The organism is Aureispira sp. CCB-QB1, assembly GCF_000724545.1.
Classification (GTDB): Bacteria; Bacteroidota; Bacteroidia; order Chitinophagales; family Saprospiraceae; genus Aureispira.
The window spans coordinates 22,797-38,468 of the sequence record NZ_JHBV01000023.1 but is presented as its reverse complement, the minus strand read 5'-3'; the positions used below and the strand labels follow the sequence as shown (position 1 = coordinate 38,468).

General features: G+C 35.5%; 25 protein-coding genes. 1 reads left to right on the top strand and 24 read right to left on the bottom strand.

Translation table 11 applies throughout. The features are described from left to right. Positions 1-61: 61 nt before the first annotated feature. The 24 genes from CG11_RS10915 to CG11_RS10805 all read right to left on the bottom strand — a co-directional run bounded on the left by CG11_RS10915 (position 62) and on the right by CG11_RS10805 (position 14,604). Positions 62-373 (bottom strand): hypothetical protein, encoded by a 312-nt coding sequence (locus CG11_RS10915; RefSeq protein WP_052596085.1) that lies wholly within the window; start codon positions 371-373, stop codon positions 62-64. A 3-nt stretch (positions 374-376) separates the two neighbouring features. Next, the gene (locus CG11_RS30375) at positions 377-1,300 is read right to left on the bottom strand and encodes a peptidoglycan-binding protein (RefSeq protein ID WP_052596083.1); all 924 of its coding nucleotides are present in this window, start codon (positions 1,298-1,300) and stop codon (positions 377-379) included. Next, positions 1,297-1,671 carry a hypothetical protein gene (locus CG11_RS10905; RefSeq protein WP_052596081.1) on the bottom strand — a complete coding sequence of 125 codons (375 nt, stop codon included), beginning with the start codon at positions 1,669-1,671 and terminating at the stop codon, positions 1,297-1,299. The genes CG11_RS30375 and CG11_RS10905 overlap by 4 nt, the downstream gene beginning before the upstream one ends. A 38-nt stretch (positions 1,672-1,709) precedes the next feature. Beyond that, complete coding sequence (locus CG11_RS10900) at positions 1,710-2,177, bottom strand: hypothetical protein (RefSeq protein ID WP_052596078.1); 468 nt, start codon at positions 2,175-2,177, stop codon at positions 1,710-1,712. A 3-nt stretch (positions 2,178-2,180) separates the two neighbouring features. Then, complete coding sequence (locus CG11_RS10895; protein ID WP_052596076.1) at positions 2,181-2,843, bottom strand: hypothetical protein; 663 nt, start codon at positions 2,841-2,843, stop codon at positions 2,181-2,183. Continuing rightward, positions 2,836-3,768, bottom strand: coding sequence for a hypothetical protein (locus CG11_RS10890; protein ID WP_052596074.1), 933 nt, complete (start codon positions 3,766-3,768; stop codon positions 2,836-2,838). Before CG11_RS10890 ends, CG11_RS10895 begins: the two co-directional genes overlap by 8 nt. Continuing rightward, positions 3,765-4,007 (bottom strand): hypothetical protein, encoded by a 243-nt coding sequence (locus CG11_RS10885; RefSeq protein WP_052596072.1) that lies wholly within the window; start codon positions 4,005-4,007, stop codon positions 3,765-3,767. The genes CG11_RS10890 and CG11_RS10885 overlap by 4 nt, the downstream gene beginning before the upstream one ends. A 5-nt stretch (positions 4,008-4,012) precedes the next feature. After that, a complete protein-coding gene (locus CG11_RS10880) occupies positions 4,013-4,273 on the bottom strand; it encodes a hypothetical protein (protein ID WP_052596070.1) in 261 nt (86 codons plus the stop codon). Positions 4,274-4,477: 204 nt separating this feature from the next. Next, on the bottom strand, positions 4,478-5,083 hold the full coding sequence (locus CG11_RS10875; RefSeq protein ID WP_052596068.1) for a hypothetical protein: 606 nt from the start codon (positions 5,081-5,083) through the stop codon (positions 4,478-4,480). Positions 5,084-5,182: 99 nt separating this feature from the next. Next, the gene (locus tag CG11_RS10870; RefSeq protein WP_052596066.1) at positions 5,183-5,701 is read right to left on the bottom strand and encodes a hypothetical protein; all 519 of its coding nucleotides are present in this window, start codon (positions 5,699-5,701) and stop codon (positions 5,183-5,185) included. 36 nt (positions 5,702-5,737) lie between these two features. Next, positions 5,738-5,968, bottom strand: coding sequence for a hypothetical protein (locus CG11_RS10865; protein WP_052596064.1), 231 nt, complete (start codon positions 5,966-5,968; stop codon positions 5,738-5,740). A 15-nt stretch (positions 5,969-5,983) separates the two neighbouring features. Further along, positions 5,984-6,751 (bottom strand): DNA adenine methylase, encoded by a 768-nt coding sequence (locus tag CG11_RS10860; RefSeq protein ID WP_072010993.1) that lies wholly within the window; start codon positions 6,749-6,751, stop codon positions 5,984-5,986. A 1-nt stretch (position 6,752) separates the two neighbouring features. Then, the gene (locus tag CG11_RS10855; RefSeq protein ID WP_072010992.1) at positions 6,753-9,902 is read right to left on the bottom strand and encodes a DNA primase; all 3,150 of its coding nucleotides are present in this window, start codon (positions 9,900-9,902) and stop codon (positions 6,753-6,755) included. Positions 9,903-9,993: 91 nt separating this feature from the next. After that, positions 9,994-10,404, bottom strand: coding sequence for a hypothetical protein (locus CG11_RS10850; protein WP_156039743.1), 411 nt, complete (start codon positions 10,402-10,404; stop codon positions 9,994-9,996). Beyond that, positions 10,391-10,819: a hypothetical protein gene (locus CG11_RS10845; protein WP_052596055.1), complete on the bottom strand. Its 429-nt coding sequence runs from the start codon at positions 10,817-10,819 to the stop codon at positions 10,391-10,393. Before CG11_RS10845 ends, CG11_RS10850 begins: the two co-directional genes overlap by 14 nt. Further along, positions 10,809-11,207: a hypothetical protein gene (locus tag CG11_RS10840; RefSeq protein ID WP_052596052.1), complete on the bottom strand. Its 399-nt coding sequence runs from the start codon at positions 11,205-11,207 to the stop codon at positions 10,809-10,811. Before CG11_RS10840 ends, CG11_RS10845 begins: the two co-directional genes overlap by 11 nt. Before the next feature lie 18 nt (positions 11,208-11,225). After that, positions 11,226-11,864, bottom strand: a complete 639-nt coding sequence (locus CG11_RS10835) for a hypothetical protein (protein WP_052596049.1) — start codon at positions 11,862-11,864, stop codon at positions 11,226-11,228. A gap of 6 nt (positions 11,865-11,870) precedes the next feature. Then, complete coding sequence (locus CG11_RS10830; RefSeq protein ID WP_052596047.1) at positions 11,871-12,176, bottom strand: hypothetical protein; 306 nt, start codon at positions 12,174-12,176, stop codon at positions 11,871-11,873. 55 nt (positions 12,177-12,231) lie between these two features. After that, complete coding sequence (locus tag CG11_RS10825; protein ID WP_052596045.1) at positions 12,232-13,134, bottom strand: LPD1 domain-containing protein; 903 nt, start codon at positions 13,132-13,134, stop codon at positions 12,232-12,234. Between the two features lie 4 nt (positions 13,135-13,138). Continuing rightward, positions 13,139-13,264, bottom strand: coding sequence for a hypothetical protein (locus tag CG11_RS30930; RefSeq protein ID WP_255351930.1), 126 nt, complete (start codon positions 13,262-13,264; stop codon positions 13,139-13,141). Between the two features lie 154 nt (positions 13,265-13,418). Continuing rightward, positions 13,419-13,688: a hypothetical protein gene (locus CG11_RS10820; RefSeq protein WP_052596043.1), complete on the bottom strand. Its 270-nt coding sequence runs from the start codon at positions 13,686-13,688 to the stop codon at positions 13,419-13,421. 11 nt (positions 13,689-13,699) lie between these two features. Then, positions 13,700-13,906, bottom strand: a complete 207-nt coding sequence (locus CG11_RS10815) for a hypothetical protein (protein WP_052596041.1) — start codon at positions 13,904-13,906, stop codon at positions 13,700-13,702. 30 nt (positions 13,907-13,936) lie between these two features. Beyond that, positions 13,937-14,332 (bottom strand): hypothetical protein, encoded by a 396-nt coding sequence (locus CG11_RS10810; RefSeq protein WP_052596038.1) that lies wholly within the window; start codon positions 14,330-14,332, stop codon positions 13,937-13,939. Positions 14,333-14,343: 11 nt separating this feature from the next. After that, positions 14,344-14,604, bottom strand: coding sequence for a hypothetical protein (locus CG11_RS10805; RefSeq protein ID WP_156039742.1), 261 nt, complete (start codon positions 14,602-14,604; stop codon positions 14,344-14,346). 603 nt (positions 14,605-15,207) lie between these two features. Between CG11_RS10805 and CG11_RS10800 the strand changes: the two genes are divergently transcribed. Beyond that, positions 15,208-15,639: a helix-turn-helix domain-containing protein gene (locus CG11_RS10800; RefSeq protein ID WP_052596032.1), complete on the top strand. Its 432-nt coding sequence runs from the start codon at positions 15,208-15,210 to the stop codon at positions 15,637-15,639. Positions 15,640-15,672 lie beyond the last annotated feature (33 nt).

Sequence of the window (15,672 nt, the reverse complement as noted above, 5' to 3'; positions counted from 1 at the left end):
TGTTTCACATCTAATGTGTAATAAGAGTATTTCGGTGCATCTTGTAAGACCTCCCATGCTTCTAATAAAGCATCAAAACATGGAATAATATATCTTGATATAGTTGCACACTTTGATGGATCGCCGTATCAATAGATTCTTTTTGTACAATATTTTTAGAGCTATCAATATAAATAATGGTTGGTGTAGGCACGGTTTGCCTTGGCAACTGCACAATAATAGGAGCTGGCAAAATAGTATCTACTACAATCGTCGTATCAGGATGATACTGGTTTGAAGTATGATTATCATGCCCCCCTCCTTTGCACTGATGGAGCCAAATAATATACCCCATTAAGACCATCGTTAAAATGAATTGAATGGTTTCTTTCATCGCTTAATATGTGATTTGTGGTAAATTAAATTGATTCCGAACCCAGAGCGCCGTTTTTAAAGAAGCCTGAACCCGTTGCATTCTAGTAGTTGGATTGGTAATAAAAGCAGCATCTTTACTAGAGGTATGAAAGCCCCATTCTTCTAAGATAGCCCCAAAAAAGTCTAAAAACTCCACTAAATCTGTTTCCCTCAGTATTTGAAAATTAACTTCAAAATCAACATCTCCATCCTTCAGCTGTTTTCTATAAATCCACTTCCCTTCTGTCATTTCTTGGACATGCTTAAAATGTTGGGTTGCAATTTGATCAGAAAAATTATTCTCAATCGTTGTGAAAACCATAAACCCTGTTGTATCTCGAAGTTTTTGAGGGCTATTGCTACTAGAAATGGCATTAGAATGAAAAGAATGCAAATAACCATAATACCCACGTCGAAGCCAACTCCTAATTATTTCGGTTCGATCAGACAAAGAAGTATCTTTATACGGGTGATAGATTCGCACACACTGGATACCTTCTTTAGTACAAGCTTGAATAAAAGCTTCAGCAGCAAGTCGGTTTTCAAATCCTTCATAATAATGCCCCCGTTCATGCAGTTCCAATTCCTGATGATAGGCTCTTTTCCCTAGCGTTACATAGCGCCCGTTTTCATCTATCCCTCCATGCCCTGCATCTACAAATACTACAAAACGTCTAGTTCCAAAGTGCAGCAAAGCAGTATTGGTTCTAAATAGAGCATAATAAACCTGTTTCAATTCTCCCAATGTTTTGGGTCCTGCAATGCCATCAATTGTCAAGTTTTGAAGTGCTTGAAATTCTTTAACGGCTTGTTTTGTCGAGCGCCCATAAATCCCATCTATGGACAAACTAATCCTCAATACTTTTCTCAATTGGTATTGAAGTGTTTTTATTTCTGATGTTATCATTTTTCATCGGTTTGGTGCTCGCCTTTGGCAGATTCAAAAAAGGAATCTTGACGATACACATTTAGTAATCTTTTGGTTTGTTGTTTTTCCCTTCTATTCAACTTAGGGGGCATAGAAGCGTTATTGTGTAAGGGCTGTAGATAACCTCTTAATATCCGAGTAATCTTTTTTGCTTTACGCTCAGGGCAAAGCAATATTTCAAAAGTAGCCTTTTTGATTTCGTAGTCTTGGAGTGGACCTCCTTTGTAAAAATAGCGACAACAGCAGCCATATACATCGTTTGCCCACCCCACATAAAGTACCTGGTCTTTATCTCGAATGATAAAAGCCCCCACTTTCCCACGGTATCTGCCCAGTTTAGTTTTGGGCATGGGATTTAATATTTGTATGTCGGTGATACCCGTCATACTTACAGTTCAATGTTTACATTGGCCACAAACTCCATCCAATTCAATAAGCTTTCCTGCTCCCCTTGAACCTTGTAACTTTCTAGCTCATCGTCCTCATTAAATCGAAGGATCAAATGGCAATTGTCTAAATGGTTTAGAACAATTTCATTAACAGAAAGTCCATCCATCATTTTCTCCAAACCTGGACGAAGAAAAACGGGCACATTCTCAAAACTTTGTTTAAATGTTTCCTCTATCATTTTCATCAAAGAAAATGTATCTAAAATAATATCTTCCCAACAGACAAGCGCCACAACTTCTTTTTCCTGTTTTTCTATCAAAACATGTAACAAGAAAGGGGAAACATCGTGCTTTGAAGCCGTTTCATCTATCAGCGCCTCAAAGCTCTTCAAAATATTATTGATAATTCCTGGTGCCAGTTTTTTTACAGCAACATTTAACGCCTGACCTTTAAGCTGTTCTAACATAGTTTATAGTTGTTTATATGGGGTGTATGTTAATTCTTTTTGTTTCACATCTAATGTGTAATAAGAGTATTTCGGTGCATCTTGTAAGACCTCCCATGCTTCTAATAAAGCATCAAAACATGGAATAATATCTTTCTTAGATAATGGCGGCGGATTGGTTGTTCTAAACAGCCTTACATGAGTAACCAAGCCCCATAATTGTCTAGGAAAATAATGGGGATCATGTGAGGCTAATGCTATTTTGATATCCGAATGCTTGCATCGAGAAATAAACGTTTTTTCTACTCTAGTCAAGCTATTTTCAAAAACAGCGGTCGCATCATCTATCACCAAAAAAGCATATTGAACACTAGAATCCATTTTAGCAACCTGGACATAAAATAAATCCAATGGTTTCCTATCAAAACACGTTGCTATTTTCACTTTTTTGCCCTTGAACTTTTTCATAAAAGCGGTCTCAAAAAGGAATCTACTTTTCTTATGCAAAAAATAGAGCTTCCCTTTATCTTCGACCAGTTCTATTGGCTCATAGCCTTCCCAGTCCTTTTTTTGCCCATAATTGTACACAATTTTAGTCCGTGCCGTGCCATTAACGATTATCTCCAAATTATACGTCTTCCCTGCATCCATTTCTCCAAATGTGACAAGGATAAAAGGTTTAGCCATAAATTATTTTTTTAATTTCACTACTTGTTTTTCCTTCGTTAATTAATTTTTGCACCTCTGGTGATGGGTAACAGTCCGCTACTCCTGCGCTTTTATAATCGTTACGACCACCCAAACCATACATATAAGCGCCACTAGGATGAACCTTAAATTGTTTTCTTCCTTCCTGATATTCTGCTGTATTGGTATAATCTGTAACTGCTTCAGGTATATCATCTGCCTCTGCCTTTTCTCTATTGACATTTTGAGGAGCAGGCTTTATGTGTCGTCTAAATAAGACTAACAAAATAGGGGGTGCTGTCATAGCTGCCAAAGACATTAAGAATACCTGCATTGGTGAAGGTGGTTTTAGGTCTTTTTGATTGGCTAGTTCTTTGGCGGATGTTATCAGTGATTTTTTAACAAAAGAGTTTGTTGCATAGTCAGAAGCATAACCACCTCCAAAAGCAACGCAAATTTGAGCTTTGATCTCATCTAGATAGTTTATTCCATCTACTGCCATTTTGCTCAGCCACAATCTAAATTCATCGCTAACCTCTGGCTCTTCTGGTTCTTCTGGCTCTGGATCAGGCTCATCCCCCAAAGGGTCTTCTGTACTTTCCACTTTTGTCACCTTTTCTCCTTGAAATGCTGTTCCACTATTTCCATTTTCTCCATTTTCATATTCTTCCAAAACTTTTCCATCCTCTTCCTCAATTTCTTCCAAGTCCGTTTCCAAGGGCTTTTCAACCGTTTCCAGATTCTTTCCAGAATTATTTTCAGAATCTTCCAGATTCTTTCCAGAATTATTCTCAGAATCTTCCAGATTAGTTTCAAAATCACTTTCAGTATTCGTTTCATTATCTGCTAAAGGGTCTAGGTCACTTATTTTTTTAGCAATAACTTCAGGGGTGTTTTCTGGGGTGTTGTTTTCATTTTGCATCATAATGATTTAATTTTTTGAATAGATAATTTAATTTCATCTACCAGGTTTAGCAGATGTTTTTGGACAATGTTATTAATATGATTTTCCATGTCCGCAGAGCGCTCTTCTGATCCTTCTACCATCAACTTAGATTGAATTGTTATAATCGTGTCAATGCGTTTTTGAAGCACACTTAATAACTCTTCTTTTAATAGTCCTGGTGTCTTAACGATGTCGCTCTTATGGTTGCCTCTTTCCATAAATTTCAAGGTTTGTTTATACGTCTATTAATTTGTTTACTTTTTCGTGCTAACCTATTCCTAGTCCTATTGATGAGTTTTTTTCGTTGGTAGTATTGCTGGCACCTTGCTTTTTGAGGAGGGCGTTTTTTATGCCCTTGGGGATTGGTGGGTGCATTAGGAGCTTCGTTTAATATTGGTCTTTGGTGCCCTTCAAACTTCAAAAACCTCACTCCTAGTACAAGACTGAGAATGAGGGGCAAGCTGATATAAAATAAGTATTGCATAACATGACTTTTTAGTGTTGAAATAATTATTCAAAATTAGATCACCTTGAAGTCATAAGAAAGGTTGGGCTAAAATCTGGGCTAAAATAGTAGAGAGATATGAACGAAAGTTTGGTTTTTAGTCATTTATTGGCATTTTCTACATCAAAAACGGAGTGCATAAATTCATTTTTGTAACCTTATACACTCCTTTTTAAGAGGAAATTATTTCTCAGCAATATCAGAATTCACATCTTCTAAAGCCTGCGCAGGGTAGCTTAAATTCGTCCAATGCACCAGTTTTTTCTTTACCTCTAATGCTTTGCCCTCTTCAGGCATTTCAGGAATTAAATATTCCAACAAACCTTCCGCAGTATCAAAGCCATTATTAAGCGCTAATTGCTGTATGTCATCATAGAAAAAGAACCAGGTTTCTTTATCATTAGAAATGTCTAGCCCCCAATGGATGGTTCCTTCTTTAAGTTCTTTTTGCACACGAAGATATTGAATAGATAAAACCTTTTTTGAAGGTGCAAATTCTACATACTTAGACTTGCTTACAGCGATGCAGTACTCTATATCATCACCAATATCTATTGGGCTTTTGAGGCTTCTTATCGTGTGGTATTTGGGTGGGAATCGTTTGTACCGATCTGGTATAGAGTTGAGAAAAGGCTCAATGATTTGTTTCTTAGCCATTCTTTGATGCCATTCTTTTAACAACTCTTTTTCTTTTGAGTTCTTAGCTTTTATATACAAGCCTGCTAAAATCTTTTCTGCAAAACCAGTTGGTTTGCCCCCTTTTAATTCTTTTTGAAATTTCAATTTCATTGTTCTAAATTGTTATTGATTATAAAATAAATAGTAGGGGTGTTAATATTTATTCTTAAAAAGCCTTTTTGTCAAACACTAATACAGTTATTTCAGGGCTTAATATGGTAAATCATCATCAAATTTAACAGGCTCAAGATTCTTATTAACTGCCTTGTTATAATCGCTCAAAACTTCTTCTAAATCATTATCGCCTATTAGTTTTAAAACCTCACCAATAATCATATAAAAACGAGCTTCAAAGCTGATATTTAACTTGTCTGTTTTATTGTATTTAGATTGAAAAAAATAGGCTCTTAAATCTCTTATATCAAATTCATACCTTCCCCAAGCAAACAGATAAAAATTCTTCCTTATTGGGGTAAAGTAGTATCCCTGATACCCAAATTCAAAAGAATCATCAAAAGTTGAGACTTCAACCGTTTCATATTCTAAATTCTTTGCTTGTAGCTTTTTTACAACGGCTTTATATTCTTTCCTTTCTTCAGATAAAAACATCTTTGCACCTGCTAAACTCCAAGCAGTACATAAACGGTTCTTCTTTCCAAAAGAATTAAAATATCTCCTTCTATCATATCCTTTCACTAGGATTACTACACATCTTTTGTTCTCTGTCATAATTATTCATTTAATTCATCTTCAAAATATTTATTCTTAAAAAAGGCTCATTTGATTGTTTGGTGTAGCATTGTTTCCTAAAGCATAATAACCACGAGAAGGGCGGTGCAGTAAATTATTATCTACCATCCTAGATAATATATCTCCCAAGTGTTTAGAAGCATTGTAATAATACCAGTGTCCAAAATGCTTTAAAAGTTCGCTCTTAGACATTGGCTCTTTGTTCGCTCGCAGTAGATTGATAATTTTTCTTTGTTTTTCTGTCATAATGATTGAATCTTATTAAAATAAAGTAGGCTGAATTTGGTAGTTAGTAATGAGCACTTCTATCTTCCTGTTCTTGATATTCTGACGTTCTCGTAATGGAATGATGTTAAATCCTCGTTTTTTAGCTTCTTGAAGTATAAAAGGATGTGCAAATTCGCTCATAGCACATTTGATCCCTGAATCGTGCATAATGTTCAAACAATCTAAACTATCTGTCTTGGTCCAATTTGGAACTTTGTAATAGTGGTTCGTATCTAAATAAACAGGGTCCAAATAACAAAAGACCTTTTCTTTATTAAGAACTGTTTTAGAATAAGATATTTTGCTCAATACCTCTCTAAAGTCATAGTTGGTTATCTTGACATCTTTTAAAGCTTCAAATGTGGGTTCTATCTGCTTCAATAAGTTTGCTTTTGCATTATCTAAACCTAGTCGCAAAGTATTCCCCTTACCCAAATAAGTAAAGTTGCTCAAGAACAAAAACCGAATAGCTTTATACAAAGGATCAGATTCTTTTTTTTGACTCCAATGCTTCACTAAAGAGCTGCTAATAGGCAATAACTCTATTGCTCTATATAAGGCTTGTTTTTGTTCTTTCACTACTAAAAACAAATTGGTAACATCATCATCCAAATCATTTAAAATGTTGTATTTAGGTTTTGGAACATTAAAAAACAATCCTCCTGCTCCAAAGAACAATTCTACTCTCATTTGATGTAGAGGAAAGTAAGAGTATATTGATTTTGATAATTTTCTTTTATTACCTAGTCGGGTTAATATCATTTTATACAGCTTCCGTTTTAGATTGATTCATAATTCTTTCATGCTCCTCCTGCTCTGCCCAATCCTTGGCACTAAAACCAGGTTGAGTATCTTTTTCCTCTGGTGCTCCTGTTAGGCTCAAGTCTAATTTTTCATAATCAAAGACAAAAGCAGACGTATTTTTCTTACCAAACCGAACCGCTTTTTTAGTTTCTAGAAACGTATGGTGCGATTTCAAATAGTGTTGTAAACTTGTCTTATTCAAGCCCTGTTTACCATATTGAGTATTGTGCTTTTCTCTGTATAAGGGATAAGCTCTATTAAAATTGATGTACAGTAGTAATTTATTGGGGTCCTTTTTGGGATCAATTTTAATCACATAATCCTCTCCATGCGTAATTAGCCTAGAGGCAGACAAAAATTCAATCAAGGCCCAGAACACAGAGACCTCGTTCTCTTTGCTAATCTGTCTATTCTGCTCAAACAAATTATCCGATATATTGTGAAATAGATCATCGTCCTTAAAAGGAAAATCTAGCGTATCTTTTAGCGTTTCATAGACTGCTAATAGAATCGAATTATTTTCAATCATACGAGAAGAAACTCCTTCTGATTGGCAATGGTTTCTAAGCTCTCTAAATCGCTTTTTGTAGCTATCTAAGAACTTCTCTTCTACCAATGGGCGTAAAGTGGTAAGATGAGCTGTTACACCTGATAAAACACCTCGATAGGATTGTAATTTAGCAGCTCGTTCTTTTTCTTCTTGGCTATAGTTTGTTTTTGAAAATGCCAAAGTAATACAGCGTGTAAACAATGCCACATCCGCAGTTGGCAACTCTTGACCTGAGACGATTGCTGTTGAATAAATAGGAGTCGTTAAATTCTTGCTGGCTGCCTTTTGCCCCCGTTCTCTACCTAGATTATCATAGATAGATTTTAAGGCTTCTACTTTTTGGTGATCAATTGAATTTTTGTACTCCTCAAATAAAATTAAGCCATCCCGTACTACCATCAATTTATTAAACAAACCGACCTTCGTTCCACTATGGATATTAAAGCCTTTTGCCTTCTTGCTGAACATATACAGTAGGTTTTCTGCTAGCAAACTTTTACCAGTAGAAGGTTGTCCAAATAAATTTAATAAGGGAAACTTCACATGCTTTTGAATATGGGAACGAAAAAGAGCCGCTATATAAAAACATAAAGCTATTTGCCCATGCTTTCCATGCACCTTGCAAAACAACGCTGCCCACTCTTTAAAGTTAATTTTTGGTTCTTTGTAGATAAAGTTTTTTTCTTCATCATACAACATGTCTGAATCTTTATAGATGTCGCTAAAAGCAGGCAAGAAATATTGCTTTTTATTGAACTCTAAAACGCCGTATTTATCCGAAGGAACAAAGCCTTTTTCTTTGGTATAAATACCATTACCAAAGGTATAGAATCCATCATTGTGATAGCCCAAAACATCCACCTCATAACAAGTCTGCATCATATCATAAATCTTGCGCTTTAGGCGACCATATTGAATCGCATTCCCAGAAAACACAAAATTCCCCTGTGATTCAACTATATTCTTAAACTTATCTAAGCTTACTAAATTGGTTGTCTCTGTGTCTAATATCCTTCGTTGACCTTGAGTATTTACAATTTCAAAAAGTCGCTTAGGATTTTCTTTGGAGGATAAATGAAACAAAGGCTTTACAATAAAATTAGAAACAGAAACATGATCCCCATCTGCCTTACTACACATCAACATATTATTCATCTCATAGATGCCGTATTTGAATACGCTTAGGCTTTGGTCCCTGGTTAGTCCTCCTTCTAAATTACCATCTTCAGAAGAGGCTTTGATAAGTTCATTCTTCGCCTCATTCAGTTCAATTCGGAATGTACTGATTTTAGTATTTAGAATCTTCGTAATTTGAGCACAGTAAACATCAATAACATTTTCGTTTTGTATGTATTTGATAACATCAATAACGGATTCTGTTATAAAAGCAACATCAAAAGCGCTCTTCTGGCTATCCTCAAAAGCTTCCTCTACATACCAAAGAATGGCATCTTTTCGGTGGTGTCGTACGTACTCTTCAAACTTAGTATAGCCTACCAAACGCATATAACTATCAGGATCCTCTCCTTCTGGAAAAATAACAAGATCAACTTGCAGCTGTTCTTTGATCAGAATGGGCAAAGCTTCTTTAACTGCCTTTAATCCTGCATTTTCTTTTTTATTAGAATCGTTGTCTGCCAACCAACAAACACGAGTAGTAAAGCGCTTTAATAGTTTCGCTTGTTGAGTAGTTAATGCCGTGCCACAAGTAGCCACTACCCCTTTAAAACCATTATCATAAGGAGTCAACACATCCCAATAACCTTCTGATAAATAAGCAACGCCTTGTTTTCTAATAATTGAAGCTTGCGGATACAAACCATACAGCAATTCTTTTTTTCTGTAGATAGCCGTTTCCTTGGTATTTCTATACTTAGGATATTTGTTGTTCGTCTCTAATTGCCTGCCTGCAAAACCTACTATTTTATTATTTCTGCCATGTATTGGGAACAGCTGTTTGTTTCTAAACACGTCATAAAAACCACCTTTATCATTCTTAGCAATAATATCAAGTACTAAAAGATGTTCCTGCTCTAGCTTCTGTCTCTGTATAAAATCCCATGAATTAGGAGTGGTACAAACTTGAAACTTTTCAACCGTTTCTTTTGATAAGTTGCGAATTTGAGCATCGTTTTTAAATTCAACCACATCAGGCACCCCCTCAGCATAAGCTTGGGAAAAATAAGCCTCTGTAACCAGTTTGTTTGTTGCCAATAAGCTAAATTGTTTGTTTTGTTTTGCTTTCTGTTTGGCGATCTGATCAGGGCTTAGTTTTTTGTCGTAAACAATTTCTAGTTGATGCAATTTTGCACAAATTTCAACGGCTTCAATCCACTCACAGCCCTCCATTTTTTTTACAAAATTCACAGGGTTATGCGTTCCACAACCTCCAAAACAAGTGGCTATATTCTTTGGAATAGATATGGAGAAGCTGGGTGTTTTTTCCTTATGGAATGGACAACACATCTTTGCGGATCCATTCCATTCAGGAAAGTATTTCTTAACGACATCCTCTATTTTAAACTGCTTCTGTAAGGTCTCTATGTTCGTTATATACATGTTAAGGGTATTTATCTTTTTAAATAGGATTGTACGTGGTCAAGCTCATTAGCTTTCTTTGACAATTCAATAGGCAAGCAATCACTGATCGCTAACAAGAAACAGAATTTTGATGCTTGACAAATTTGGTAGGAATCAAACAACTATCATCAGGTTTGAACTTGTGAAAGGTATCTGTATCTATGCACTTGCAATTAGGTTTTAGACCAGAGAAATCATTCTTAAACTTTACATAGCGTTTGCCACACCAATTAAATTCCATCAAACTATTCAGCTGATCAAAACGAATGGCTTCCAAGTTTCCTTCGTTTGTATCGCTTTGCATGTGTGCAATAATATCTTGCCCTATTGCAAGATGAAATTCTGCAATCATATCACTAGGGATTGAAGTATTTTCTAATTGCTCATCAATTGCCTCTATGGATTTCATAAGGATATTGCAAGCCGTTGGGTATTCTGAATGCCACTTTTTTAGTAGCTCTTTGGTCTTATTTGCTTCCATTTTCATCTGTTTTTAAGGTGTTTTTTGAATATGCTTTACTGAACTCATCCATTGAATGTATTTGCCCCTCTATCAATATTCCTAATTGCTTTGCATCCATTTCCCATAAGGAGAACCAAACAGCCACACTAGCAAAAGAGTGAAAAATATACATTCCTACCAAAACCTCTTTATTGATAGTACTGGGATCCAAGGCTAGAGCTCTGTCTCCCATCCACATTTTATGTGCGAACGCTTTGAATTCACTTTCATTATTAGGACGTTCCTTTAGTATTAATTTATAATCATGTTCAATAGCTGATTTCAGTTCTACATAATCTACAATGTTGACAACACCATCTTTCACCAATTCTTCTAGTAAGATTATAGCATTTGATAAGTTGTTTCTTAAGGCATTAAATTTTCTATGATTCATAATTATTTTGATTTTCTTTGATAAATACTTCAAGGTTATGAATAGCCGTTCTGACAATTATTTTGAACCGCATTACTTTCATTCTTCTAAATCCAACAGAATAGACTAGCTGCAAGAAACTACCGAATAGAGTCAGATGAGCCGCTGCCAGTTCATCAGTAGGAGCCTTGGTTCCAAAACATAGAAAGTTCTCAACCTCTATTTTTTCAAGAACTTCTGCTCTTTGGCAAGCAACCCAAACAGCATCCGTCTCAATTGACTTTTTCACCTCCTCAATAAAAGCAAGAGGTATAGCACTTTCCTTTACTGACATTCTGAGTATATCTATTGAATTGAAGAAAATATCCTGTTGATAATCAACTATAGCCTCATTTGTAGTTAAATCCATTGATTTATGTTTTTTATATTAACCAATCCTATCACTAGGCATTATATCAAGAGCCAGCTTCTGTTTGGCTTGATCACTAGGTCTAGGCTTATCATTTTTTACCAGGTATTTTGTTACTTCTAGTATGTACTTTTGAGAAGCTTCCCAATTCGGTCCTTTAGGAGTGCTCAAATAATCTAACAGACCTTTCTTTATCAATCCATCCCAGTAAAGCCCTGCATTTTCTTCCCCCATGCGAATTACATCTCTATTAGCAGCACAATAGTATCTTGTAAATTGAGCTTTGACAGCTTGATATTGGTGGCTGCTTTGCTCTTTTTTGCGCTCGATGTATTCCACTTTTCGCCCTACATTATTGTATTCCCTCAATACTTTTTCATAGTATAACTTCTCATCTTTGGTAGAGCAGACAATAGGCGTACGTCTAAAACTATAATCTTTGACCATGTGCATCAATTTCAACAGCCTTGCAGCTTCAGCTTGATCTTGACGTTTAGCCGCTTGAGCAATGCCCCGTTTATGCTGCCAATAACCCCCTATTATCAACAAGAAGAGGGGCACTAGTATCAATAAAATAGGATATGTAGTTCCTGTAAACAAATCACTACAAACCAATGAGTTAAAAAATACACAATCGAGATTTTTTGTAGTTTCCATGTCTTTTTAGTGTATTTTCATGTCTTTTTTGGACATGATTTTTAGATAATTATCAATAGTACTTCTTGCTATACTCGTCAACTTATGAATACCCATTTTGGTCATTCCACGCTCCAAACAAGCTTTCACTTGTAGCACTTTATCTCGATCATAGCCCAAAGCTTTTACCTTCTTTTCTTCTAAATCTGTTAATTCCGTTTGGTGCTCAATTCTCGTCCATTCAAAGGTGGCTCCTTCTACTGGTGCGAATTTTATTTCTTGACCATTTACTCTAAAATGACCAACTCCCAAACGCTCCGCTTTATCAGTCATTAGCTTATTGTTTATTGAGGCGATAGATCCCTACCGCCTCAGTAAAAAAATCAGTTTAGAAATGTGTCCTCATTTCTGCAACCAACGCATCAAATAAAGGCACTACCCTTTTCAGTTCTTTTTGATTATAGTAATAGAATAGCATGTTGTATTTGGGGTCATTTAAAAAGCTATTGTTCACGCCTATTTTGTTGAGCTTATAACTAATGTACTGTTCAAATAGACGGGCAAAAATTTCATTCCTTCTAACCCAATAACCATCTTTTGTCACTTTGCGAATCCGTTGATAATAAGCAGAAGTTTTTCCTGGTGCAGCCCAATAAGCTTGTTCCAAAATGTCTTCTATTATAATTCGCATTTTGTTCGCCTTTGGGTAGTCAATTCTACTTTTGTTCTCTGAGCGCCCATTTGTGAGCGCATAGATACCAGAATAAGGCTCATAGTGTGCTCCAAAGTAGTAATCCAAGAAATGCCCGTACTCATGTGCCAAAGCACCTACGCCCCCAGAGTTGACAAATCGAATCCTTTTAGGAACCGAAGCATCCCCCTTGTATCGTGTCATATTGATAATATCTGTTGACGCTTCAAAGTGAGCAGGTGCCTTACTTCTTCCTCTGGCTCCAAATGCAATTCCTAAAGCACCATCTAAGCCTATGTTATTATCTTTGAATTTGAGCACCTTATTCAAATCATACAAGCAAATGTAAAGTGCTGCTGTATAATTGAACCGATCTTCTTGAGACAACCAATTGCCAAATTGAATTCCTCTCAATTTGTAGCGATCTTGTACAGATAATACATTAACAGGGTTGTCTTTTATGTATTTAGGTAGGTCCGAACCTTTTCTAAATGACTTGTAAAAACTTTGAAATCCTTGTCGATTCCAGAAACGATCTAATCCTGAATATCCACTTTTATCATCAAGGGTAGAGACTAGTTTATAATCCTTTCTATTCATAGGCTTACTTCTTTTTCTTTGGTTTTAGTTTTTGTAATCGTTTTTGATTGAGATCTTCCTCTCGAATGCCCTTACCAATAATCTTTTCGGTTTTGGGCAATGCTGCCTTTCTTTTTTTCTTTGGCTTCATCTGAAATTTGTTTTTAATAGATAAATAATATTGTTAGTCGCTAAGCATTCAGAATCAAAGCAAAGTGTCATAAGTTTTTCAATAAACCTTAGCAGAGGGCAGACCCTTTGTCTGCCCTGTTCATCTATGTTAATTGCATGTTTAAGTATCGTTCCTATTGGTTGTTGAGCAATTGGCTCAGCTCCTCCTTTTCTGCTTGCTGCACCTCCAACAAGCACTTTGTATTCACAGGCAAATTACCTGCATCAAATAAAATTCCTCCTGTGTCCTCAGCATCTTGGATGTTAGAAAGAATCCAACCCTTTCCAAGCGTTTTTTTGACCCTTTGCCCTTCTTCATAAAAAGAAGAATAGAACAATAAAAAATGTACGTATCGCTGTGTTCCCTTGGCAAAAATCAATAGTAAGAAAGTCCTGTTGTTCATTTATCATCCTATTATAAACCAAGCGTTTGTTTAACACCTCTGATTAAAAAATTTGTTTTCCGTTGTGGTACTTGAGCGCTGGATAATGCTTGGTGCAAATCATTGGATTTAGCTCTTTGCGCTCCATTTTTAATGTCATAATTCATTTCTCCACATTGAAAGCTAATTTCAATCTTGATTCCATCACGCTCTACTGTTTTCATTCTTTTCTTTTTCATTTTCTGTCTGCTGTTTTGTGTTGTCTAGTATTATGTTTCCTTAGATTGGTAAAATTCGACTTCATACTCATCATAGTATATCCAGTGTTCATGGCTATAAGTTTGAATATGTATATAAAGCAATCCAACTAATTCAATTCCTTTGACATCATGCTCCAACTCTGCTTTATTAAAGACCTTCAACTTATCACAATCGCTTATAACACTACTTTTAAGTCCACTAAGTAGTATTCTATTGTCCTCATTATCTTCTATATCAAATGAAACAACATGTCCATCATGCCCATATACTATTCGCTCTTGATTCCTTGGAGATTCAATTAGCATATTCAGAATATCAAGCAACAATTTAGGATCCGTAAAAAACTCTTGAGTTAAAAATGGATACTGTTTTAAGTGTAGATCTGTATTTGCCCTTTCCTTCACTTCCCAATATTTTAAGAATTTACTACTTGCAAAAGGCGCATTTCTCGAACGGTAAGTGTATCAATCCCTGCATCTAACCTCTCTACCAAGTCTATTGCTCTTACACCATTTAGTAACAAGCCGTTAATAATTAATAAGTCCTTATAGGTGAATAGACTAGGCTCTCTCAAACGCCTTCCAAGCTTATTTTTAGTCATATTGAGCTTTGTCGGTAGATTGTCATAATCTGCCTTTGTTAAGTTTTCTTGTAAGTATTTGTCGAATGTTTGCATTGTTGTTGCTTGGTTTTGGGCAAAGCTTCGCCACACCGCATAAGTAGCAGTGTGGGAGGCTTTGAATTCCTTCTTTTTTTGAGGAACCGATATATATAATTGAATAGAGTGGTTTGAATAGGGAAAGACTTAGAAAGCCTTCCCCCTTTTTTTAATTTAAATTCATATTTATGACCACTCCTTTTGAGTGCAAGCTGGTTTAGGGAAACTAGCGTACCATCCCACGGCACGCTAGAAAATTAAAACCCTAATTTAAAACCCAAATGAACCTCTTATGAGGCGATTTTTTAAAGGAAAAAGAAGGTTTGAAATAACACCCCTGAAATTCCAATGCTACAACAATAGCGACCTTCTTTTTATATGAACCCTTATTTACAGTCTTTTTTTTGCCTTCATATTAGCAAAAAGTTGTATTTTAATGCCGAATGTTTCCAACTTTGAGGGGTCAATGTTGCCAACTTTGCTATGTCAATGTTAGAAACTTTCAGGTATCAATGTTTGTAACTTTGTTATACAAATAAATGACTTTATTAGCACAAAAACAAACTTTAAAGAACATTTTTTGATCTAAAAAAATCAATTCAAAATTCAATACACCCATAAATGACTGTTGGAGAAAGACTTAAACTAATACTAGACATACACAAAAAAAACGCAACCACTTTAGCAAAAGAACTAAATGTGTCAAGAACAGCTATAATTAGAGCTGTAAAAGATGAAACCTTGCCTAGTTCAATATTACTAATACCATTAGCTAATATGGGAATAGATGTTCATTGGTTATTAACAGGAGAAGGAGAAATGTTTACTAAAAAAACATTATCAAAGGAGGAGCAAAAAATAATAAACCAAGGTACCATATCTAGTATTGGAGATCATAATAGCATAGAAAACAAAAGTATAAATGAAACCTTATATTTAAAAGAAATCGAACATCTAAATACAACGATTACCCAACTAAATGAAATTGTTACTCAGCTGAAGGCACAACTAAAAGACAAAGAAGCCATCATTGAGCTGCTCTCTCAAAAATAGACTAGTATATAACGTCCTATTGTATATGGTCAA